Origin of the sequence: Paranoxybacillus vitaminiphilus (genome assembly GCF_003259935.1) — a bacterium.
GTDB lineage: Bacteria > Bacillota > Bacilli > Bacillales > Anoxybacillaceae > Paranoxybacillus > Paranoxybacillus vitaminiphilus.
In genome coordinates this window covers 38572-58029 of record NZ_QLMH01000016.1, presented here as the reverse complement: position 1 = coordinate 58029, position 19458 = coordinate 38572, and the positions used below count along the sequence as shown (strand labels likewise).

The 19458-nt window shown below is 39.7% G+C and carries 32 protein-coding genes and 1 rRNA gene; 2 read left to right on the top strand and 31 right to left on the bottom strand.

The window, feature by feature from the left end; genetic code table 11:
• Positions 1–291: ribosomal RNA gene (locus B0I26_RS14600) — 16S ribosomal RNA — on the bottom strand; the annotation flags it as partial.
• Positions 292–483: 192 nt separating this feature from the next.
• Complete coding sequence (locus B0I26_RS14595) at positions 484–711, bottom strand: hypothetical protein (RefSeq protein ID WP_111646152.1); 228 nt, start codon at positions 709–711, stop codon at positions 484–486.
• A gap of 128 nt (positions 712–839) precedes the next feature.
• Between B0I26_RS14595 and pdaB the strand changes: the two genes are divergently transcribed.
• A complete protein-coding gene (pdaB, locus tag B0I26_RS14590; RefSeq protein ID WP_111646151.1) occupies positions 840–1601 on the top strand; it encodes a polysaccharide deacetylase family sporulation protein PdaB in 762 nt (253 codons plus the stop codon).
• 51 nt (positions 1602–1652) lie between these two features.
• Here pdaB and B0I26_RS14585 read toward each other — a convergent pair whose 3' ends face one another.
• A complete protein-coding gene (locus B0I26_RS14585; RefSeq protein ID WP_111646150.1) occupies positions 1653–2255 on the bottom strand; it encodes a KinB-signaling pathway activation protein in 603 nt (200 codons plus the stop codon).
• Positions 2256–2407: 152 nt separating this feature from the next.
• Here B0I26_RS14585 and gerD point away from each other — a divergent pair, with 152 nt between their 5' ends.
• Complete coding sequence (gene gerD, locus B0I26_RS14580) at positions 2408–3037, top strand: spore germination lipoprotein GerD (RefSeq protein WP_111646149.1); 630 nt, start codon at positions 2408–2410, stop codon at positions 3035–3037.
• Between the two features lie 107 nt (positions 3038–3144).
• Here the strand turns inward: gerD and B0I26_RS14575 are convergent, their stop codons facing one another.
• The 28 genes from B0I26_RS14575 to rplX all read right to left on the bottom strand — a co-directional run bounded on the left by B0I26_RS14575 (position 3145) and on the right by rplX (position 19444).
• Positions 3145–4164 carry an Mrp/NBP35 family ATP-binding protein gene (locus tag B0I26_RS14575; protein WP_111646148.1) on the bottom strand — a complete coding sequence of 340 codons (1020 nt, stop codon included), beginning with the start codon at positions 4162–4164 and terminating at the stop codon, positions 3145–3147.
• A gap of 113 nt (positions 4165–4277) precedes the next feature.
• Complete coding sequence (gene cwlD / locus B0I26_RS14570) at positions 4278–4991, bottom strand: N-acetylmuramoyl-L-alanine amidase CwlD (RefSeq protein ID WP_111646147.1); 714 nt, start codon at positions 4989–4991, stop codon at positions 4278–4280.
• A 66-nt stretch (positions 4992–5057) separates the two neighbouring features.
• Positions 5058–5498 carry a YbaK family protein gene (locus B0I26_RS14565; protein WP_111646146.1) on the bottom strand — a complete coding sequence of 147 codons (441 nt, stop codon included), beginning with the start codon at positions 5496–5498 and terminating at the stop codon, positions 5058–5060.
• Between the two features lie 119 nt (positions 5499–5617).
• On the bottom strand, positions 5618–6010 hold the full coding sequence (gene rpsI, locus B0I26_RS14560) for a 30S ribosomal protein S9 (protein WP_111646145.1): 393 nt from the start codon (positions 6008–6010) through the stop codon (positions 5618–5620).
• Positions 6011–6031: 21 nt separating this feature from the next.
• Entirely contained in the window at positions 6032–6469 is a 438-nt protein-coding gene (gene rplM / locus B0I26_RS14555) for a 50S ribosomal protein L13 (RefSeq protein ID WP_111646144.1), read from the bottom strand.
• A 150-nt stretch (positions 6470–6619) separates the two neighbouring features.
• Positions 6620–7363 carry a tRNA pseudouridine(38-40) synthase TruA gene (gene truA / locus B0I26_RS14550; protein WP_111646143.1) on the bottom strand — a complete coding sequence of 248 codons (744 nt, stop codon included), beginning with the start codon at positions 7361–7363 and terminating at the stop codon, positions 6620–6622.
• Positions 7364–7376: 13 nt separating this feature from the next.
• A complete protein-coding gene (locus B0I26_RS14545) occupies positions 7377–8174 on the bottom strand; it encodes an energy-coupling factor transporter transmembrane component T family protein (RefSeq protein WP_181502917.1) in 798 nt (265 codons plus the stop codon).
• Positions 8164–9039: an energy-coupling factor ABC transporter ATP-binding protein gene (locus B0I26_RS14540; protein ID WP_111646142.1), complete on the bottom strand. Its 876-nt coding sequence runs from the start codon at positions 9037–9039 to the stop codon at positions 8164–8166. The genes B0I26_RS14545 and B0I26_RS14540 overlap by 11 nt, the downstream gene beginning before the upstream one ends.
• Positions 9015–9854 (bottom strand): energy-coupling factor ABC transporter ATP-binding protein, encoded by an 840-nt coding sequence (locus tag B0I26_RS14535; protein WP_111646141.1) that lies wholly within the window; start codon positions 9852–9854, stop codon positions 9015–9017. The genes B0I26_RS14540 and B0I26_RS14535 overlap by 25 nt, the downstream gene beginning before the upstream one ends.
• Positions 9855–9978: 124 nt before the next feature.
• Positions 9979–10341: a 50S ribosomal protein L17 gene (gene rplQ / locus B0I26_RS14530; RefSeq protein WP_111646140.1), complete on the bottom strand. Its 363-nt coding sequence runs from the start codon at positions 10339–10341 to the stop codon at positions 9979–9981.
• Between the two features lie 66 nt (positions 10342–10407).
• Entirely contained in the window at positions 10408–11352 is a 945-nt protein-coding gene (locus B0I26_RS14525) for a DNA-directed RNA polymerase subunit alpha (RefSeq protein WP_111646139.1), read from the bottom strand.
• 171 nt (positions 11353–11523) lie between these two features.
• The gene (gene rpsK, locus B0I26_RS14520) at positions 11524–11913 is read right to left on the bottom strand and encodes a 30S ribosomal protein S11 (protein ID WP_111646138.1); all 390 of its coding nucleotides are present in this window, start codon (positions 11911–11913) and stop codon (positions 11524–11526) included.
• A 25-nt stretch (positions 11914–11938) separates the two neighbouring features.
• Positions 11939–12304, bottom strand: coding sequence for a 30S ribosomal protein S13 (rpsM, locus tag B0I26_RS14515; RefSeq protein ID WP_044895215.1), 366 nt, complete (start codon positions 12302–12304; stop codon positions 11939–11941).
• Between the two features lie 22 nt (positions 12305–12326).
• Positions 12327–12440, bottom strand: a complete 114-nt coding sequence (gene rpmJ, locus B0I26_RS14510) for a 50S ribosomal protein L36 (protein WP_000868344.1) — start codon at positions 12438–12440, stop codon at positions 12327–12329.
• 32 nt (positions 12441–12472) lie between these two features.
• Complete coding sequence (gene infA, locus B0I26_RS14505; protein ID WP_003247618.1) at positions 12473–12691, bottom strand: translation initiation factor IF-1; 219 nt, start codon at positions 12689–12691, stop codon at positions 12473–12475.
• Positions 12669–12998 (bottom strand): KOW domain-containing RNA-binding protein, encoded by a 330-nt coding sequence (locus tag B0I26_RS14500; RefSeq protein WP_111646137.1) that lies wholly within the window; start codon positions 12996–12998, stop codon positions 12669–12671. The genes infA and B0I26_RS14500 overlap by 23 nt, the downstream gene beginning before the upstream one ends.
• Positions 12999–13013: 15 nt before the next feature.
• Positions 13014–13760: a type I methionyl aminopeptidase gene (gene map / locus B0I26_RS14495; RefSeq protein WP_111646136.1), complete on the bottom strand. Its 747-nt coding sequence runs from the start codon at positions 13758–13760 to the stop codon at positions 13014–13016.
• Positions 13760–14410, bottom strand: coding sequence for an adenylate kinase (locus B0I26_RS14490; RefSeq protein ID WP_111646135.1), 651 nt, complete (start codon positions 14408–14410; stop codon positions 13760–13762). The genes map and B0I26_RS14490 overlap by 1 nt, the downstream gene beginning before the upstream one ends.
• 56 nt (positions 14411–14466) lie before the next feature.
• The gene (secY, locus tag B0I26_RS14485) at positions 14467–15759 is read right to left on the bottom strand and encodes a preprotein translocase subunit SecY (protein WP_111646134.1); all 1293 of its coding nucleotides are present in this window, start codon (positions 15757–15759) and stop codon (positions 14467–14469) included.
• Positions 15759–16199, bottom strand: coding sequence for a 50S ribosomal protein L15 (gene rplO, locus B0I26_RS14480; protein WP_111646133.1), 441 nt, complete (start codon positions 16197–16199; stop codon positions 15759–15761). Before rplO ends, secY begins: the two co-directional genes overlap by 1 nt.
• Before the next feature lie 31 nt (positions 16200–16230).
• Positions 16231–16419, bottom strand: a complete 189-nt coding sequence (gene rpmD / locus B0I26_RS14475; RefSeq protein ID WP_111646132.1) for a 50S ribosomal protein L30 — start codon at positions 16417–16419, stop codon at positions 16231–16233.
• 13 nt (positions 16420–16432) lie between these two features.
• Positions 16433–16933, bottom strand: coding sequence for a 30S ribosomal protein S5 (rpsE, locus tag B0I26_RS14470; protein ID WP_111646131.1), 501 nt, complete (start codon positions 16931–16933; stop codon positions 16433–16435).
• A gap of 19 nt (positions 16934–16952) precedes the next feature.
• On the bottom strand, positions 16953–17315 hold the full coding sequence (rplR, locus tag B0I26_RS14465; protein WP_111646130.1) for a 50S ribosomal protein L18: 363 nt from the start codon (positions 17313–17315) through the stop codon (positions 16953–16955).
• A gap of 32 nt (positions 17316–17347) precedes the next feature.
• Complete coding sequence (gene rplF, locus B0I26_RS14460) at positions 17348–17884, bottom strand: 50S ribosomal protein L6 (RefSeq protein ID WP_111646129.1); 537 nt, start codon at positions 17882–17884, stop codon at positions 17348–17350.
• Positions 17885–17914: 30 nt separating this feature from the next.
• The gene (gene rpsH, locus B0I26_RS14455) at positions 17915–18313 is read right to left on the bottom strand and encodes a 30S ribosomal protein S8 (RefSeq protein WP_111646128.1); all 399 of its coding nucleotides are present in this window, start codon (positions 18311–18313) and stop codon (positions 17915–17917) included.
• Positions 18314–18345: 32 nt separating this feature from the next.
• The gene (gene rpsN, locus B0I26_RS14450) at positions 18346–18531 is read right to left on the bottom strand and encodes a 30S ribosomal protein S14 (RefSeq protein ID WP_003397678.1); all 186 of its coding nucleotides are present in this window, start codon (positions 18529–18531) and stop codon (positions 18346–18348) included.
• Between the two features lie 34 nt (positions 18532–18565).
• Entirely contained in the window at positions 18566–19105 is a 540-nt protein-coding gene (gene rplE, locus B0I26_RS14445) for a 50S ribosomal protein L5 (protein ID WP_044895204.1), read from the bottom strand.
• 27 nt (positions 19106–19132) lie between these two features.
• Positions 19133–19444: a 50S ribosomal protein L24 gene (gene rplX, locus B0I26_RS14440; RefSeq protein WP_111646127.1), complete on the bottom strand. Its 312-nt coding sequence runs from the start codon at positions 19442–19444 to the stop codon at positions 19133–19135.
• Positions 19445–19458 lie beyond the last annotated feature (14 nt).

Genomic DNA, 19458 nt, shown 5'->3' with positions numbered 1-19458 from the left:
GCATCGTCGCCTTGGTGAGCCGTTACCTCACCAACTAGCTAATGCGCCGCGGGCCCATCCTGCAGTGACAGCCGAAGCCGCCTTTCAACCAAGAACCATGCGGTTCTCGGTGTTATCCGGTATTAGCTCCGGTTTCCCGAAGTTATCCCAGTCTGCAGGGCAGGTTGCCCACGTGTTACTCACCCGTCCGCCGCTAACCTCAGGGAGCAAGCTCCCTTTGGTCCGCTCGACTTGCATGTATTAGGCACGCCGCCAGCGTTCGTCCTGAGCCAGGATCAAACTCTCCATAGAAAGTTTAATATCTAACTCATCGTTCATTGACGTAGACGCTTCGTTTTGTTCAGTTTTCAAAGAACATTGACAAACGACTTCTTTATGATAATATAAACAAAATCGTTTTGTCAATACTATTTTTCGTGTCATCTCAATTTTTTATTATCATCTCGACGACGCTTATAAATATATCACTGCTTAAATTACATGTCAATACTTTTTGTATATTTTTTTCGGAAAAATATACTTTTTGCACTCACTTGGTGAAGCGATCCTAATAAAAAGTTTAAATAATATACGATATCGCTCTTCCAATGCTTGCTTTACAACTTGATCCATTCGTGAATCTTGAATATCAAAGAGAATTTCCTCCATTTCCCGCTTCAACAAATAACGAAGTTCTTTTATCTCATTTTGTGTCACTAAAAAACCTAACATTACTGCACCTCGCTTTTTCTTTAATCTAATTATTACCATTTCAATTTATTTTATGAAATACTTTTCATAAATCTATGGAACAAGCATAAGATGTTCACGAGGAAGATTTAGGACGAGGGGGAAGAACAATGAACTTTTTTTATGTATTAAACGGTCACGTATTAAAAAAAACATTCATTATCGTCATTGCTGCATTTTTTACTGCTTCCATTTTATACATTCAACAGAAAAATAACCCGGCCTTTTCAACTCCTACTGGTCCAAAAGCTGTTTATAAAGCGGAAAAAAGGAAAAATGAGATTTCTTTAACATTTGATATTAGTTGGGGCGATGAAAAAGCAATTCCCATTCTTGACACCTTAAAGAAACACGGCATAAAAAACGCTACTTTTTTCTTGTCTGCTTCCTGGGCGGAAAGACATCCAACCATTGTTAAACGAATTAAAGAAGACGGACATGAAATCGGGAGTATGGGATACAACTACATAAACTATACAGAACTTGAAGATGCCAAAATAAGAAAAGACTTGCTTCAAGCACAAAAAGTATTTAATATGCTCGGGATAAAAAATGTTACCCTTTTAAGGCCACCGGGCGGCAATTTTAATAAAAAAGTTTTAAAAATTGCTGACTCTTTAGGATATACGGTTGTTCATTGGAGTATCGATTCAAAAGATTGGCTTAATCCAGGAGTGGGTATGATTGTCAATAATGTAGTAGAAAATATCGAAGGTGGAGATATTATTTTGCTTCATGCCTCTGACTCGGCAAAACAAACATTAGAAGCACTGCCGCAAATCATTAGCCAAATGAAAAAACATGGCTATCAAAATGCATCCATTTCTGAATTGCTTGCAGATGCAAAAACAAATGCTCAGGAAATCAATTAATAAATAAAGGATCTCCCCCTATCAACATTATTGTTAGAGGGAGTCAGATCCTTATTTTTTCGTGCCTGTTAATTTATGAAGTATAAGCAGTTGATAAGCATTGCAGACTAGCAGCGGGAATAACATTAAATATAGCCAATCCTTTTCGTTAATTCTCAATACCGGAAACCATTCAATAACTGTGACTACGACCATAAAAAACAAAGCTGGAACAAAAGCTTCCTTATTTGTTTGCGAACGTTTAATATATGCTACAACGAGTCCAAATAAGAAAATAAACAAAGCAATCAATACATAGCTGACAATCGACTCGCCTTCTTTCGCAAAAATTTGATATCGGAAATAAATTAAGTCAAACAACACAAATGCAATGAATACGAGTTGTACTGAATTCCAAAGGGAAACGGAACGAAAGATTCCTAAGCCAAAGCGATGAACCGTCAAATAAGCAAAAAACCCCATTTGGCTAATAATACTGAAAATAAAGCCAACACCAATTAACCAAAGCAAAACGGCAAAAATTTCTCCGAAATTCATTTCTAAGAAAAGTTCTTTATATTCACTCCATCTTACTGCAAAACCAGTAATTCCTGTTGTAATTCCCCCGATGATTAATGTTGTCAGAAATAAACGAACCCATTTACGGCTGTTCACAGTCAAGTCCTCCATTACTGTTCTAATATTTCCTTTAAAAATTTTATCAATCACTTATTGAAAAAGCCAGACATTAATCAGACCGATGTATATTTTTTTCTCTAACATTCATATTAAGGATAAGGATCTTTGCAGAAAGGAGCTTATTTCGCATGATAAAATGGACATCGCTCCTCTTATTGAATTATTTTCTTCTCCTTAGCGCTTGTGCTCCTCAAGAGCCAAGTCCTCCCCCACCTGATTACGATCAAACAAAAAAGATGATTGTTGATATATTAAAAACGGATGAGGGAAAGAAAGCGATTAAAGAAATTATGAAAGATGAAAAAGTGAAACAGGAACTTATCATGGACCAAGCCGTTGTTAAACAAACCGTTGAACAAGCACTCACATCTAAAAAAGGTGCAGATTTTTGGAAAAAAATGTTCGAAGACCCTAAATTCGCTGAAAGCTTTGCACAAAGCTTAAAGACAGAACAAGAAAAAATGTTGAAAGCGTTAATGAAAGACCCAGAATATCAAGCGATGATCATCGACATTTTAAAAAATCCGGAAGTAGAAAAATCGATGATAACCGTGTTAAAAAGCAAAGAATTTCGCACCCATCTTCAACAAGTAATGACAGAAACATTTGAAAGCCCATTATTTAAGGCAAAGATTCAAGATCTTCTTATTAAAGCAGCTGAAGATATGCAAGGAACAAAAAAGAAAGATGAAGAACAAGAAGGAGAAGAAGGCGGGGAAGGCAGCGAAGATACGGGCGGAGGACAAGGGGGCAGCTAGTACAACCGCTTAAAGCGGAAGACTTCTTTCTTTAATTTGTCCTGATAAGGGTCCGACTCTCTAAAATATGTAAGAGAAGTCTGACCCTTATCTCACCCAGCTTTCTTTTAAGAAATTTTCTCAGTGATTTTGCGGGCAATATCCATATAAATTTTTCCGATTGGGTGATCTTCCGCATATACCGAAGGAGCAAAGTCTTCTTCATTCCAATCAGGCTGCTGCAACGGCAGCTGTCCTAAAAGCTCTGTTTGCAATTCTTCAGCGAGCTTCTTGCCGCCGCCTTTTCCGAATACATATTCTTTCTCCCCGGTTAGTTTGCTTTCAAAATAAGACATATTTTCAATGACACCAATGATTTCATGCTCTGTGCGAAGCGCCATCGCCCCTGCTCTCGCTGCAACAAATGCTGCCGTTGGGTGAGGAGTAGTAACGATAATTTCTTTACACGCAGGTAACATGGAATGTACATCTAGTGCTACATCTCCTGTTCCGGGCGGTAAATCTAATAATAAATAATCTAATTCTCCCCACTCCACTTCCTTAAAGAAATTGTTTAGCATCTTTCCTAACATCGGTCCGCGCCAAATAACAGGCGCATTATCTTCCACAAAAAAGCCCATAGAAATCACTTTTACGCCAAAACGCTCCACAGGAATAATTTTTTCACCGCGAACAACGGGTCTTTCCACTATTCCCATCATATCTGGAATACTGAAACCGTAAATATCCGCATCGATAAGCCCGACTTTTTTTCCAAGCCGTGCAAGGGATACAGCAAGATTGACGGAAACAGTCGATTTTCCTACCCCGCCTTTTCCGCTCGCAATGGCAATATAGGTAGTTTGTTTTAACTCTCCTTGATGTTTCGCTAGTTCTTCTGAAGACAAGCTCGTAAATCGCAATCCTACCGTTTCTGCACCCGCATTTTTTAACAGCTGTACAACTGTATTTTGTACTTGGAGCTGCTCAGCAGTGCCTGTTTTCGCCAAAGCAATTTTGACGCTTACATGTCCTTTATCCTCTTTTATTTTGATTTCTTGAATAGCATTTGTTTCTTTAAATGTTTTATGTAAGAACGGATCTTTTATGTTTTCCAAAATTTCTGTCACTTTTTGTTCTGTTAACACGGTTTATCACCAATCCTTTTATGTAGTCGTTTTCATATTTCTAATATAACATAATCTATTTTTTCTATGGAAATAATCCGGTTGTTGATGACTTCAAGCAAAACAAAAGCCCCCTAGTTTGGGGGATTTTTTTCATTTGAAAAATATCTTAAAATTCCTTTGTATATCGATGCCGCCACTTTCGTTTGGTAATCTTCAGAAGATAGAAGCTGCCGCTCATCATAGTTAGATAAAAAACCGACTTCGACAAGCGCACCCGGTTTTTTGGCGTACTTTAATAAATACACTCCATTAATTGGTTTCGCTAAACGGTTCGTATTTTCAAGATTTCTCCGAAGTTCCGCTTGAATAAATTTCGCAATCCGTTCATTTTCCACAAAGGAGGCATAATAAAATGTTTGTGCTCCACGCCATCGCGGAGATGGGATCGCATTTAAATGAATGCTGATGAATAAATCTGCTTCTGACTCATTAATAAACTCTGCTCTCTTTTGCAAATCCTCGATTTTCCGCCTGCTGTAACCTTTTGTATCCTTTGAAGCTAAATCATTGTCCCCTTCACGTGTCATCACAACTAATGCCCCTTGCTGTTGTAAGTAGTCGCGCAATTTTAACGCTATGTTTAAAGCTACATTTTTTTCGACCACTTCTTCTCCGACCGCGCCACCATCAGGACCGCCATGCCCCGGGTCTAAAATAATGATTCTTCCTGAGAGCGGAAGATTCCATGATTTCCATGAACTGTTATCAGTAAACTTATATTGAAGTAAAACCATCAAAATGATAAAACCAATGACAAAACCAATCATTTTTATTTTTTTGTTCATCGTTTCTCCCCCTGCTTTTCCCCTTCTCTATCTTATATGGAACAAGCAGAGAAAATAGAACATACATTAATGCAATTTTAAACGCCAACGTTTTCTTCCTTTTTCAAAGCCTTCTATCCACCAGCTTTCCACATAATGTTCACATGCATAATATAGCGATTCATTAATAAGTGCATCATCAATATTTCCCCAAAAACACAAAACATCAAACAATGTGTCGACTAAATATTTTTCCTCTTTTGTACAACGGTGCCTTACCATTGTGACCGGTTCACCATAATAACCAAAACGGCTATAGCTTGCCCCAAGCAAAAAAGCTTCAATCGCAATATCTACACAACTATCTTCAACAGACGAAGGAAAAACACGGTGAGTGCGATAGAAATCCGCAAAATATTCGTGTACCCGTTTTTTCAGTTGCTCTAACGATAGTTCCCGGAGCATTTTTCGTTCATAAGCGATTTCCTTTTCCCGTTTTTTCTCTTTAAAAGAAGTAATCACATTCATCTATTTCACGCTCCTTTGAGATGTAGTTTCCTACCGTCTCATCTCAATCATGCGTACATAAAGAAAACAAAAAATCCCAGCCGCAATGGCTGAGATTGATAAAGAAGAAACATTTGATATTAGCGTTTTGAGAATTGTGGTGCACGACGAGCGCCTTTAAGACCGTATTTCTTACGCTCTTTCACACGAGCGTCACGAGTTAATAAGCCTGCACGTTTTAATGTTGGACGGTATTCTGGGTCAACTTGTAATAAAGCGCGAGCGATACCGTGACGGATTGCGCCTGCTTGACCAGAGAAACCGCCACCTTTTACATTTACTAATACATCATAGCTGCCTAAAGTCTCAGTTAATACTAATGGCTGCTTAACTACTTCAATTAACGCTTCGAATGGGATATAGTCTTTAATATCACGACCATTGATTACGATGCGTCCGTCGCCAGGAACTAAACGTACGCGCGCAACAGAGCTTTTACGACGGCCTGTGCCATAATATTGTACCTGTGCCAAAATAATACCCTCCTTAATAGATTATCCGCGAAGTTCGTAAACTTCTGGTTTTTGTGCTTGATGTGGATGTTCGCTTCCTCTGTAAACATGTAATTTTTTAAACATTTGACGGCCAAGGCGACCCTTTGGAAGCATGCCGCGAACTGCTCGCTCAAGCATTTTTTCTGGATAGTTCGTACGCATTTCAAGCGCTGTTCTTACTTTTAATCCGCCTGGATGTAAGCTGTGGCGATAGTATAATTTGTCAGTTAATTTTTTACCAGTCAACTCAATTTTCTCAGCATTAATGATGATTACGTGATCACCAGTATCAACATGTGGTGTGAAAGTTGGTTTGTGTTTACCGCGTAAAATTGCAGCAACTTCGCTTGCAAGACGACCTAACGTTTTGCCTGCAGCGTCAACAACGTACCATTTACGTTCTACTTCATTTGGCTTCGCCATGTAAGTTGTACGCATTGTTTTCCCTCCTAAAATAAAAAATGAAACGAATGGGTTATATTTATTTCAACACGATTATTTTCCGGGGCTAATCGTGGGGTTAAAATACATACCATATGATATAATATCTCTTTAAAATACCAATGTCAAGAAAATGTTACACCTGGATTAGTTGTCATAATAAACTTTCCATAAATATAAACCATGACTAGGGGCTGTTTTGCCCGCTAAACGGCGATCCTTCCCTTTTATGATTGCAGGAATGTCGGCTGGATGAATCTTTCCTTGTCCAACATCAAGCATCGTTCCGACAAGAATACGCACCATATTATAAAGAAAACCATTTCCCACGAATTTAAATATTAGCTCGCTGTCTGAGATAACAAAATCAGCTTCGTAAATCGTGCGCACTTTATCTTCTGTCTCCGTTTTTGCCGAACAAAAACTTGTGAAATCATGTGTCCCAACAACAAATTGCAATGCTTCCTTCATTGCATCATAGTTAAGCGGATATGGAAAATGAAAAGCATAGTTACGGGAGAACACATCCTTTTCTTTTGCAATTCTTACTTTATAGCGATACTCTTTAGACGCAGCGCTGAATCGAGCGTGAAACGAGGAATCTACTTTCTCGACTTCTTTAACAACAATATCGTCTGGCAGCAAAGCGTTCAATGCTTTTAACCATCCGGCCCCCGGAATCGTCATTGGAGAATCAAAATGAACAACCTGCCCATGCGCATGAACTCCCGCATCGGTTCTTCCAGATGCGAAAACACGAATGGACTGTCCTTTATGCATCGTTGCTAAAGCACGTTCCAATTCACCTTGCACTGTGCGCTTATTCGGTTGAATTTGATAGCCGGCAAAGTTCGTTCCATCATAAGCAATTGTACATTTCAACCTTTGCATCGTTCATTCCCCATTATGACCGTAGTATAAACAATATGATTGCCAATAAAATGAGTGAAACTATTAACGCAGTATCGGCAGTTTTCCACGTTAATAAACGAAATTTCGTTCTTCCTTCTCCCCCACGATATCCGCGCGCTTCCATAGCAGTAGCTAATTCCTCAGCCCGCTTAAAAGAGTTGATAAACAATGGAACAAGCAGCGACACAATCGCTTTTATTCTTTCCTGAAAAGAGCCGCCTGAGAAATCGACTCCTCGGGCAGTCTGAGCTTTCATAATTTTATCGGTCTCCTCCATTAATGTTGGGATAAAACGCAAAGAAATCGACATCATCAGCGCTAACTCATGTATCGGCATGTTGAATTTTTTTAATGGTGAGAGGAGACTTTCTACTCCGTCTGTGACTTCAATTGGCGTCGTCGTTAATGTCAGCAACGTCGTTACAATAATTAATGACAGAAAGCGAAGGGAAATAAAAACACCTTGTTTGACACCCTGTTCATAAATTTCAAACCATCCCAGTCTATACAATAGTTCCCCTTCTTTCGTCATGAATAAATGAAGCAAAAATGTAAATAAAATGACCAAAAAAATCGGTTTCAAGCCTCTGATGATGAAAGAAAGCGGAATACGAGACAATAATATGAGACTAAAAGTAAAAATCATTAAAACGGCATAAGTTTCAACATTATTCGCTAAAAAAACGATAAAGACATAGAAAAAGACCATGATTAATTTCGAACGCGGATCCATTCGATGAACAATCGATGTACCAGGAACATATTTACCGATAATCATACTATTCATCATTTTTCCTCACCTTGGCAAATAGCTTTTTCGCTTCTTCAACAATTTCTTCCATCGTTAAACATGGAGAGTCGATGGTTACCCCAAACTTTTCTTCCAATTTCTTCTGGAATAAAATCGTCTCTGGCACATCTAACCCTATTTCCAACAAAGTATTTGGCTCACGGAAAATTTCTTTAGGAGTTCCCGTTTTCACTACAGTACCTCGGTGCATGACAACAATTTCATCGGCATATTTTGCTGCATCTTCCATACTATGAGTAACTAAAATCGTTGTTAACTTCTTCTCTTGATGTAAGCGGTAAAACATTTCCATAATTTCTTTTCGTCCCTGTGGATCTAAGCCGGCTGTCGGCTCATCTAATACAATGACTTCCGGTTCCATCGCAAGCACTCCGGCAATGGCTACTCTCCTCATTTGCCCCCCGCTTAACTCAAAAGGCGACTTTGTTAACACTTCTTCAGGAAGACCTACTAATGGAAGCAATTCTCTTGCCATTTTTTTCGCCTGTTCTTCTGGAATTCCGAAATTCACAGGGCCGAAACAAATATCCTTTTCTACCGTTTCCTCAAAAAGCTGATGCTCTGGAAATTGGAACACGATTCCTACTTTCTTGCGTAACGGTTTTAAGTGTTTTGGTTTTTTGGCATTTGTAATGATTTGATCACCAATATGCACTGTGCCGTTTGTTGGTTGGAGTAAACCATTGAGATGCTGTAAAAGTGTTGATTTCCCCGAGCCGGTATGACCAATGATAGCAACGTAAGAACCGCTGGCAATCGATAAATTCATATTATATAATGCCCGTCGTTCAAAAGGGGTGTTGGTATGATACCGATGCTCTACATCTTTGAATACAATGTCCATAACTCTTCCACCAACCCCTCTGCAGTTAAATGATCCGTAGTCAATGGGAAACCCGCTCCCTTTAACTCATTGCTAAGTTTTACAGTAAAAGGAAGATCTAACCCAATTTTCTCAAGTTGTTCTCCTAATAAAAATATTTCTTCTGGTGTCCCTTGAGTCAAAACTTCGCCCTTGTTCATTACGATAACCCTGTCTGCTTTTACTACTTCCTCAAGGTCATGCGTAATCGAAATCACGGTGATCTTTTGTTTCTTCTTTAAATCTCTCACCGTTTCCAGCACTTCATTACGCCCTTTCGGATCAAGCATGGATGTAGCTTCATCTAAAATAATAATATCGGGCTGTAAAGCAATAATACCGGCAATCGCTACTCTTTGCTTTTGTCCGCCGGAAAGATGGTGCGGTTCTTGTTCTAAAAACTCTTCCATTTTCACGAGTCGAATCGCTTCATCCACTCTTTCCACCATCTCGTCGCGAGGAACACCGTTATTCTCAAGTCCAAAAGCAACGTCGTCCTGAACGGTAGTACCAACAAATTGATTATCCGGGTTTTGAAATACCATTCCAACCCGCTTGCGAATCTCCCAAATCGTCGTCTCATTTAACTCTGTACTAAATATTTTGATGACACCGCTTTCCGGTCTCAATAAGCCATTCAATAATTTAGCAATTGTCGATTTTCCAGAGCCATTATGCCCAACAATGGCCAACCATTCGCCTTCTTGAACGTAGAAGCTGACATTTTTGACAGCATAGTTGGCTTCATTCGGATATTTAAAAGAAACGTTCTCGACTGATACAGCAATCTCTCTCATAACTGACCTCCTCTCAACTCTTCGCTTTCTATTCTCTACTCTACTATAGTTAGCGAAAAAGAGAAATAAAAAAAAGGGCATAGATCCAGTTTGATTAAACTGTCTCGCCCTTATAGTGTTGCTATTAAACTAACTCAATAATGACCATTGGAGCACCATCGCCACGGCGTTGGCCAAGTTTCATAATGCGAGTGTAACCGCCTTGACGATCTTGATAACGTGGTGCAATGTCACTGAATAATTTTTGGATTGCGTCTTGGCCTGTTTCTGTATTTGCTACTTCTTTGCGAACGAAAGCAGCTGCTTGACGGCGAGCATGTAAGTCGCCACGTTTGCCTAACGTAATCATTTTCTCTACTACTGAACGCAATTCTTTTGCACGAGCTTCAGTAGTTTCAATGCGCTCATTAATGATTAAATCAGTAACTAAGTCACGAAGTAACGCTTTGCGTTGAGCGCTCGTACGTCCTAATTTTCTGTAAGACATAAGATGTCCCTCCTTTATTATTAAATGACTTGTAACATGAAAATGCCTAGTTAATCAAAAAGTTAACTAGTCATCTTTGCGTAATCCTAAACCTAACTCTTCTAGCTTCGCTTTTACTTCTTCGAGAGATTTCCGTCCTAGGTTACGCACTTTCATCATATCTTCTTCCGTTTTTTGAGCGAGCTCTTGAACTGTATTAATGCCGGCGCGTTTTAAGCAGTTATATGAACGTACAGAAAGATCCAGTTCTTCAATCGTCATTTCCAGCACTTTTTCTTTCTGGTCTTCTTCTTTTTCTACCATAATTTCCGCATTTTGCGCCTCATCAGTAAGACCAACGAAAATATTTAAATGCTCTGTTAAAATTTTCGCACCAAGTGCAATCGCTTCTTTTGGACCGATGCTGCCATCTGTCCATACGTCGATTGTTAATTTATCATAGTTTGTCACTTGACCGACACGTGTATTTTCCACTTGGTAAGATACGCGTGATACCGGTGTATAAATAGAATCGATAGGGATAACACCTATTGGCTGATCCTCGCGTTTATTTGCATCAGCTGGAACATACCCACGTCCGCGCTTCGCAGTCATTCTCATGCGCAAATGGCCGCCTTCTGCTAGCGTAGCAATATGAAGGTCTGGGTTGAGAATTTCTACATCGCTGTCGTGAGTAATATCTGCAGCCGTGACAACTCCTTCGCCCTGTACATCAATTTCGAGCGTCTTTTCTTCGTCAGAGTAAATTTTTAACGCAAGTTTCTTAAGGTTTAAAATAATTGTTGTTACATCTTCTACGACGCCTTCAATTGTTGAAAATTCATGCAATACACCATCTATTTGCACAGATGTTACAGCGGCACCAGGGAGTGAGGATAATAGGATACGACGTAAGGAGTTACCCAAAGTTGTACCATATCCACGCTCAAGCGGTTCAACGACGAATTTGCCATATGTGGCATCTTCGCTGATTTCAACCGTTTCGATTTTTGGTTTTTCGATTTCAATCATTATATAACCCTCCTTCAAAACGTCGAAACCCCGATCAAACGATAAGCGCCTAATCGAAATTCCCCCATGAATAAGTTCCCGAATGTGCACAACAACTGGTTTAATGTTCTCTGCAAGAATTTATATATCATATCCCATTATTGACAAGGATACGAATTCTATACAGAGAAATTAAACACGGCGACGTTTTGGCGGACGGCATCCGTTATGTGGTACAGGAGTAACGTCTTTAATCGATGTAATTTCTAGTCCAGCAGCTTGAAGCGCACGGATAGCAGCTTCACGACCAGCGCCAGGTCCTTTTACGTTTACTTCAACAGTTTTCATGCCATGCTCCATAGAAGCTTTTGCAGCAGCTTCTGCAGCCATTTGCGCAGCGAATGGAGTTGATTTGCGAGAACCTTTAAAACCTAACGCACCAGCACTTGACCAAGCAATTGCGTTACCATGAACGTCAGTAATTGTTACGATTGTGTTGTTGAATGTAGAGCGAATGTGAGCAATACCAGATTCAATATTCTTTTTCACGCGGCGTTTACGTGTATTTGTTTTACGTGCCATTAGTTCATTTACCTCCTTTTCTCAATTATTTTTTCTTGTTAGCTACAGTGCGGCGTGGACCTTTGCGTGTACGAGCATTGTTTTTCGTATTTTGACCGCGAACTGGTAAACCGCGGCGATGACGAAGACCACGATAGCAGCCGATCTCCATTAAACGTTTAATGTTTAAAGATACTTCGCGACGAAGATCTCCTTCAACTTTTAGACGATCAACAATCTCGCGGATTTTTCCTAATTCTTCCTCTGTTAAATCACGAACGCGAGTGTCTTCAGAAACACCTGCTTCCGCTAAGATTTTTTGCGCAGTTGGTTTTCCGATACCATAGATATATGTTAAAGAAATAACTACACGTTTATCACGAGGAATATCTACACCTGCAATACGTGCCATGTTACATACACCTCCTTAAAAATTACCCTTGTTTTTGTTTATGTTTTGGATTTTCGCAAATAACCATTACTTTTCCTCTTCTACGAATAACTTTGCATTTTTCGCAGATTGGTTTAACAGATGGTCTGACCTTCATGTTCTTACCTCCTTGTTAGTCCGGAGTGTTGATTATTTATAGCGATACGTAATTCTACCACGAGTTAAATCATACGGAGATAATTCTACCGTAACTTTGTCTCCAGGTAAAATACGAATGAAGTGCATCCGAATTTTACCAGAAACATGCGCTAAAACCGTATGCCCATTTTCAAGTTCTACACGAAACATCGCATTTGGCAACGTTTCAACAACAGTACCTTCCACTTCAATTACATCGTCCTTCGCCATTGAACGGCTCTCCCTTCTTTGTAACATATTCATTGACAAATTTCGTTAATGCATAACGCAATTTGCCGTTTGTCACACGACCAGTTTCCATAATGCTGTTTTGAACTTCCAAAGAAATGTAATCAAGCAACTGAATGTGCTGTACATTTTTTCGCTTTGGAAAATCAAATTTACGTCTACTTCCATCTGCAAGAAGGACAAAGCGTTCATCTATAACATCAATGATTACTGCATACTGTCCCGCATCACGACCGCGCGTAATTTGCACAATTTGCCCCACTTGGCACGGTGAGCATTTTCTTGGCAACCATCTCACCTTCTATTAAAGGGTCGTCAAAATTTCATAACCGGTCTCGGTGATAGCGATCGTATGCTCAAAATGCGCACACATTTTACCGTCCACTGTAACAACTGTCCAATTATCTTCAAGTGTCCGTACATAGCGGCTTCCCGCATTTACCATCGGCTCGATGCATAAAACCATTCCAGGTCTCAGTCTAGGTCCTTTATTAGGTGGACCATAATGCGGAATTTGCGGGTCCTCATGTAAGTCTTGACCAATTCCATGCCCAACATACTCACGGACGATCGAAAAATTATGCGCCTCTACGTATGTTTGAATAGCATGAGAAATATTAGATAGACGAGCACCTGGTTTCGCTTCTTGTAATCCCTTGTACAACGACTGTTCTGTTACTTCAAGAAGCTTTTGTGTTTCTTCGGCAATTTTACCGACCGCGTATGTCCAGGCAGAATCACCATGATAACCGTTATATTTAGCTCCAATATCAATGCTGATAATGTCGCCTTCCTTTAATACTCGGTCACCGGGAATACCGTGAACCAATTCTTCGTTCACAGAAGCACAAATACTTCCAGGAAATCCATTATATCCTTTGAAGGAAGGAATAGCACCATATTGGCGGATGACTTTTTCAGCAATATGGTCAAGCTCCTTCGTTGTAATTCCTGGTTGAATGTGCTTTTTTAATTCTTGATGAGTTAAAGCGACAATTCGTCCAGCTTCACGCATAATTTCAATTTCACGTGGGGTTTTGCAAATAATCATTATTGTAAGCCCCCGAGCAATTCGCTAATATCTTCGAATACTTTATCGATTTCTTGCTGACCGTTAATATTGCGCAAGTAGCCTTTTTCTTGATAAAAATCAAGCAATGGTTTCGCTTGCTTTAAGTTCACCTCAAGACGGTTTGCCACTGTTTCTTCATTATCATCAGCGCGTTGATAAAGCTCACCGCCGCATTTGTCGCAAACACCTGGTTGAGCAGACGGATTAAACACTAAATGATATGTCGCACCACAATTTTTGCAAATACGTCTTCCCGTTAAACGCTCCATTAAAATATCTTTATCAACATCGATGTTGATAACATAATCAATAGAGCGGTTAAGTTCAGCAAGAATATTTTCAAGTGCCTCCGCTTGAGTTACTGTTCGTGGAAACCCATCAAGCAAAAATCCTTTTTGACAATCGTCTTTGCTTAAGCGTTCACGAACGATTCCGATTGTCACTTCATCAGGCACAAGATCTCCTCGGTCCATATATGACTTAGCTTCCAATCCTAACGCTGTACCTTCCTTAATCGCAGCGCGAAACATATCACCTGTAGAAATATGGGGAATTCCATATTTCTCTACAATTTTTTCCGCTTGAGTACCTTTTCCTGCACCCGGTAACCCCATCAATACTAAATTCATCATTGTTCCCCCTCAGCTCTATATGAGGTAAAGGGAATAAATATTCCCAAAACCTCTTACTTAATAAATCCTTTATAATGACGTTTTACTAATTGACTCTCAAGCTGTTTCATCGTTTCAAGTGCAACACCGACAACGATAAGCAAGCTTGTTCCCCCAATTTGAGCAGAAGGCGGCAGTTCAGCAAATTTAATAAAGAAGACAGGAAGAACAGCGATTGCTGCTAAGAATAATGAACCAACAAACGTGAGTCGATAAAGAACTTTTGTTACATACTCTTGCGTATTTCTTCCTGGACGTATACCTGGAATGTAACCACCTTGCTTCTTTAAGTTCTCCGCCATTTGTTCCGGGTTGACTTGAACAAATGCATAGAAATACGTAAAGGCAATAATTAAAGCCACATATATAATCATACCAACTGGTTGTGTATAATCAAATGTTTTCCTAATCCACAATGTTACATCATTAGAGCCGAAAAACGATGCAATTGTCGGTGGAGTAATAATAAACGATACCGCAAAGATAACAGGAATAACACCTGCCGGATTTACTTTAAGCGGTAAATGAGTAGAGTGACCACCCACTGAGCTACGTCCTTCTAAACGCTTTGCATATTGAATCGGAATTTTCCGAAGCGCTTGTTGCATATAAATAACTCCGACGATGACTGCAATAACAGCCAACGCAATGAGAAGCACTGTAACAATCCTTAAGAACAAATCTTCGCCAGCATTTTCAAATTGCTGTGCGTAAATTTGGTTAAGAGTAGATGGGATGCCTGAAACAATTCCTGCAAAGATAAGAACGGAAATACCGTTTCCGACACCTTTAGCAGTAATTTGTTCTCCCAACCACATTAAAAATGCTGTACCTGCAGTTAACACAGTTGCAATTAGCAAATATGTTGGTATTCCAGGGTTTTTTATTAATAATCCACCTACGAGATTATTGAAGCCGTAAGACATACCAAATGCTTGAATAAAACCAAGCACAATCGTAAAATAGCGGGTAAACTGAGCTAATTTACGCCGTCCAACTTCTCCTTGTTTAGACCATTCCGTAAATTTAGGAACAACATCCATCTGTAACAGTTGTACAATGATGGATGCTGTAATGTAAGGCATAACTCCCATCGCAAAAATAGAGAAGTTTTGTAGAGCTCCTCCACCGAATGTATTTAAAACGCCAAATACATTCACTTGATCTTGGAGCTTTAACACATCGGTGTTAACGTTCGGTACGGGAATAAATGTACCGATACGAAAAACAATGAGCATAAGAAGGGTGAAAATAATTTTTTTTCTTATATCACCCACGCGCATAAAATTGGAGATTGTTTGAAACATTAAATCACCTCAGTTTTACCGCCAGCAGCTTCAATTGCTTCTTTTGCAGCAGAGGAGAATTTATGTGCTTTTACTGTTAATTTTTTCTCGATTTGACCGTTACCTAAAATCTTCACGCCAGCTTTTAGCTTGCTGACAACACCTGTTTCAAGTAAAAGTTCAGGTGTTACTTCTGTGCCGTCTTCAAAACGGTTAAGCGCGTCAAGGTTAACAATCGCATATTCTTTGCGGTTGATGTTTGTGAAACCGCGTTTTGGAAGACGACGGAATAAAGGAGTTTGACCTCCTTCAAAGCCAATTCTTACACCGCCGCCAGAGCGAGCTTTTTGACCTTTTTGACCTCTTCCAGAAGTTTTACCGTTACCAGAACCGATACCACGACCAACACGATTGCGTTCTTTACGAGAACCCGGTGCTGGTTGTAATTCATGAAGTTTCATCGCGAGGCACCTCCTTAGTTAAGAATATCGATTACTCTTCTACTTCTTCCACTTTTACAAGGTGAGAAACTTTATTAACCATTCCGCGGATTGCTGGATTATCGTTATGAATAACTGTTTGATGTAACTTTCTTAATCCTAACGTTTTTACAGTGATACGTTGATCTTCAGGACGACCGATAACGCTACGAGTGAGGGTGATTGCTAATTTTTTCGCCATTTCATTTCCCTCCTTATCCTAACAGTTCCTCAACTGTTTTACCGCGTAACTTCGCTACGTCTTCAGCACGTTTTAATTGTTTTAAACCGTCAATTGTTGCCCGTACCATGTTGATTGGTGTGTTAGAACCAATTGATTTTGATAAGATGTCGCTAATACCTGCTAACTCCAATACAGCACGTGCAGGACCACCAGCGATAACTCCTGTACCTTCAGAAGCAGGCTTCAAGATAATTTCACCTGCACCAAAATGACCGATTACTTCATGAGGAATGGTTGTGCCAACAATTGGTACAGTGATTAAGTTTTTCTTAGCGTCCTCAATTGCTTTACGAATAGCATCTGGAACCTCTTGAGCCTTTCCAGTTCCGAATCCAACATGGCCGTTCTTGTCACCAACAACAACTAAAGCAGCGAAACGGAAACGACGCCCACCTTTTACTACTTTTGCTACGCGGTTAACGGCAACAACGCGTTCTTCAAGTTCAAGTTTGCTTGGATCAATGCGACGCATCTCTGTCCCTCCTTTATTATTAGAATTCTAAACCAGCTTCACGAGCAGCGTCAGCAAGAGCTTTTACACGTCCATGATATAAATATCCGCCACGGTCGAATACAACAGATTTAATACCTTTCTCTAATGCGCGTTTTGCAACTAATTCGCCAACTTTTTTTGCTGCTTCAATATTGCCAGTTGACTCTAAGTTAAATTCTTTATCTAATGTAGAAGCGCTCACAAGCGTTACTGCTTTCACATCATCAATGACTTGAGCGTAAATGTGTTTGTTAGAACGGAACACATTTAAACGCGGACGTTCAGCAGTTCCGAACACTTTTTTACGAACACGTGCATGTCTTTTTTTGCGAACTGCATTTTTATCAAGCTTAGTGATCATTTATGTCACTCCTTTCATTTACCTAAGCAGCATTATTTACCCGTTTTACCTTCTTTGAGACGTACAACTTCACCTTCGTAACGGATACCTTTTCCTTTATAAGGTTCTGGAGCACGTACTGCACGAATGTTAGCAGCTAATTCACCAACACGTTGTTTGTCCGCACCTTTAACAACGATTTTTGTTTGAGAAGGAACTTCGATTTCAAGACCTTCTTCTGGCTCGATTTCAACAGGATGAGAGTAGCCAACGCTAAGTACAAGTTTTTTACCTTGTTTAGATGCACGATAACCGACACCGACTAATTCAAGGTTTTTCTCGTACCCTTTAGAAACTCCTTCAATCATGTTTGCTAAAAGGCTGCGAGTTGTCCCGTGAAGAGCACGATGCTCTTTTTCATCGCTTGGGCGGGAAACCGTTAAAACGTTATCTTCTAATTTAATTGTCATATCAGGATGGAAAGTGCGAGTAAGCTCGCCTTTCGGTCCTTTTACTGTAACTGTGTTGCCGTTTACTGTAACTGTTACACCAGCTGGAATTTCAATTGGTTTTTTACCAACACGTGACATATGTTACACCTCCATTCTTAAAGAGACTAATTACCAGATGTATGCCAATACTTCGCCGCCAGTTCCTTTTTGACGTGCTTCTTTATCTGTTAAAATACCTTGAGACGTAGAAAGAATTGCAATGCCTAAACCGTTAAGTACGCGAGGCACTTCATGCGCTTTTGCGTAAACACGCAAACCAGGTTTGCTGATACGTTTAAGACCAGTAATAACACGTTCATTATTTGGACCGTATTTTAAGAAGATACGGAGGATACCTTGTTTGTTGTCTTCAATGTATTCTACATCACGAATGAAACCTTCGCGTTTTAAAATTTCTGCGATTTCCCTTTTTATTTTAGAAGCAGGAACTTCAAGTTTCTCGTGACGTACCATGTTCGCATTACGAATGCGAGTAAGCATATCTGCAATTGGATCTGTCATCACCATTATTTTTACCTCCTTCCCAATTCACGGGTTGATTACCAACTTGCTTTTTTAACACCAGGAATTTGACCTTTGTAAGCTAATTCACGGAAACAAATACGGCAAAGTTTAAATTTGCGGTACACAGAATGCGGACGTCCGCAACGTTCACAACGAGTGTACGCTTGCACTTTAAACTTTGGCGTACGTTTTTGTTTCGCAATCATTGATTTTTTAGCCACGTTTTCGCCTCCCTCTTTTTGCGATTGGGATCCATTATTTTTGGAATGGCATACCAAGTAAAGTTAGTAACTCACGAGCTTCTTCGTCAGTTTTTGCTGTTGTAACGATTACAATATCCATACCGCGCACTTTATTTACTTTATCGTAATCAATTTCAGGGAAAATTAATTGCTCTTTAATACCTAATGTATAGTTACCGCGACCATCAAACGACTTTTTAGATACGCCACGGAAGTCACGAACGCGTGGAAGAGATACAGAGATTAATTTATCTAGGAATTCGTACATGCGCTCTCCACGTAATGTAACTTTCGCACCAATTGGCATACCTTCACGAAGACGGAAACCAGCAATTGATTTTTTCGCGCGAGTGACAACTGGTTTTTGACCAGAAATTAATGCTAACTCTTCAACAGCGCTATCTAATGCTTTTGGATTTTGTACAGCATCACCAACACCCATGTTGATGACGATTTTTTCGATTTTTGGAACTTGCATTACAGATTTATAGTTAAACTTGCTCATAAGAGCAGGAGTAACTTCTTTTAAGAACTTTTCTTTTAGGCGGTTCATGTAAGTACCTCCCTTCCGACATCACGATTATTTATCTAAAATCTCACCAGATTTTTTCGCATAACGTACTTTTTTACCATCTACAATTTTATATCCTACACGAGTTGGTTCTCCTGTTTTAGGATCTAAAGGCATTACGTTTGATACATGAATAGGTGCCTCTGTGCTAATGATACCGCCTTGAGGATTTGCTTGAGATGGCTTCACGTGTTTTTTAACGATGTTTACACCTTCTACAAGCACTCGGTTTTTCTTAGGGAATGCGGCAAGAACAACGCCTTGTTTTCCTTTATCTTTACCAGAGATTACTTGTACTTTGTCACCTTTTTTTACATGCATTTGAATCGCACCTC

Excerpts from the sequence above, each read along its gene's own strand:
- B0I26_RS14595 (WP_111646152.1), bottom strand. The coding sequence starts at position 711 with ATGTTAGGTTTTTTAGTGACACAAAATGAGATAAAAGAACTTCGTTAT.
- pdaB (WP_111646151.1), top strand. The coding sequence starts at position 840 with ATGAACTTTTTTTATGTATTAAACGGTCACGTATTAAAAAAAACATTC.
- gerD (WP_111646149.1), top strand. The coding sequence starts at position 2,408 with ATGATAAAATGGACATCGCTCCTCTTATTGAATTATTTTCTTCTCCTT.
- cwlD (WP_111646147.1), bottom strand. The coding sequence starts at position 4,991 with ATGAACAAAAAAATAAAAATGATTGGTTTTGTCATTGGTTTTATCATT.
- B0I26_RS14565 (WP_111646146.1), bottom strand. The coding sequence starts at position 5,498 with ATGAATGTGATTACTTCTTTTAAAGAGAAAAAACGGGAAAAGGAAATC.
- rplM (WP_111646144.1), bottom strand. The coding sequence starts at position 6,469 with ATGCGTACAACTTACATGGCGAAGCCAAATGAAGTAGAACGTAAATGG.
- truA (WP_111646143.1), bottom strand. The coding sequence starts at position 7,363 with ATGCAAAGGTTGAAATGTACAATTGCTTATGATGGAACGAACTTTGCC.
- B0I26_RS14545 (WP_181502917.1), bottom strand. The coding sequence starts at position 8,174 with ATGATGAATAGTATGATTATCGGTAAATATGTTCCTGGTACATCGATT.
- B0I26_RS14540 (WP_111646142.1), bottom strand. The coding sequence starts at position 9,039 with ATGGACATTGTATTCAAAGATGTAGAGCATCGGTATCATACCAACACC.
- B0I26_RS14535 (WP_111646141.1), bottom strand. The coding sequence starts at position 9,854 with ATGAGAGAGATTGCTGTATCAGTCGAGAACGTTTCTTTTAAATATCCG.
- rplQ (WP_111646140.1), bottom strand. The coding sequence starts at position 10,341 with ATGTCTTACAGAAAATTAGGACGTACGAGCGCTCAACGCAAAGCGTTA.
- B0I26_RS14525 (WP_111646139.1), bottom strand. The coding sequence starts at position 11,352 with ATGATTGAAATCGAAAAACCAAAAATCGAAACGGTTGAAATCAGCGAA.
- rpsK (WP_111646138.1), bottom strand. The coding sequence starts at position 11,913 with ATGGCACGTAAAACAAATACACGTAAACGCCGCGTGAAAAAGAATATT.
- rpsM (WP_044895215.1), bottom strand. The coding sequence starts at position 12,304 with ATGGCACGTATTGCAGGTGTAGATATTCCTCGTGATAAACGTGTAGTT.
- rpmJ (WP_000868344.1), bottom strand. The coding sequence starts at position 12,440 with ATGAAGGTCAGACCATCTGTTAAACCAATCTGCGAAAAATGCAAAGTT.
- infA (WP_003247618.1), bottom strand. The coding sequence starts at position 12,691 with ATGGCGAAGGACGATGTAATTGAAGTGGAAGGTACTGTTGTTGAAACG.
- map (WP_111646136.1), bottom strand. The coding sequence starts at position 13,760 with ATGATTATTTGCAAAACCCCACGTGAAATTGAAATTATGCGTGAAGCT.
- B0I26_RS14490 (WP_111646135.1), bottom strand. The coding sequence starts at position 14,410 with ATGAATTTAGTATTGATGGGGTTACCGGGTGCAGGAAAAGGTACTCAA.
- secY (WP_111646134.1), bottom strand. The coding sequence starts at position 15,759 with ATGTTTCAAACAATCTCCAATTTTATGCGCGTGGGTGATATAAGAAAA.
- rplO (WP_111646133.1), bottom strand. The coding sequence starts at position 16,199 with ATGAAACTTCATGAATTACAACCAGCACCGGGTTCTCGTAAAGAACGC.
- rpmD (WP_111646132.1), bottom strand. The coding sequence starts at position 16,419 with ATGGCGAAAAAATTAGCAATCACCCTCACTCGTAGCGTTATCGGTCGT.
- rpsE (WP_111646131.1), bottom strand. The coding sequence starts at position 16,933 with ATGCGTCGCATTGATCCAAGCAAACTTGAACTTGAAGAACGCGTTGTT.
- rplR (WP_111646130.1), bottom strand. The coding sequence starts at position 17,315 with ATGATCACTAAGCTTGATAAAAATGCAGTTCGCAAAAAAAGACATGCA.
- rplF (WP_111646129.1), bottom strand. The coding sequence starts at position 17,884 with ATGTCACGTGTTGGTAAAAAACCAATTGAAATTCCAGCTGGTGTAACA.
- rpsH (WP_111646128.1), bottom strand. The coding sequence starts at position 18,313 with ATGGTGATGACAGATCCAATTGCAGATATGCTTACTCGCATTCGTAAT.
- rplE (WP_044895204.1), bottom strand. The coding sequence starts at position 19,105 with ATGAACCGCCTAAAAGAAAAGTTCTTAAAAGAAGTTACTCCTGCTCTT.
- rplX (WP_111646127.1), bottom strand. The coding sequence starts at position 19,444 with ATGCATGTAAAAAAAGGTGACAAAGTACAAGTAATCTCTGGTAAAGAT.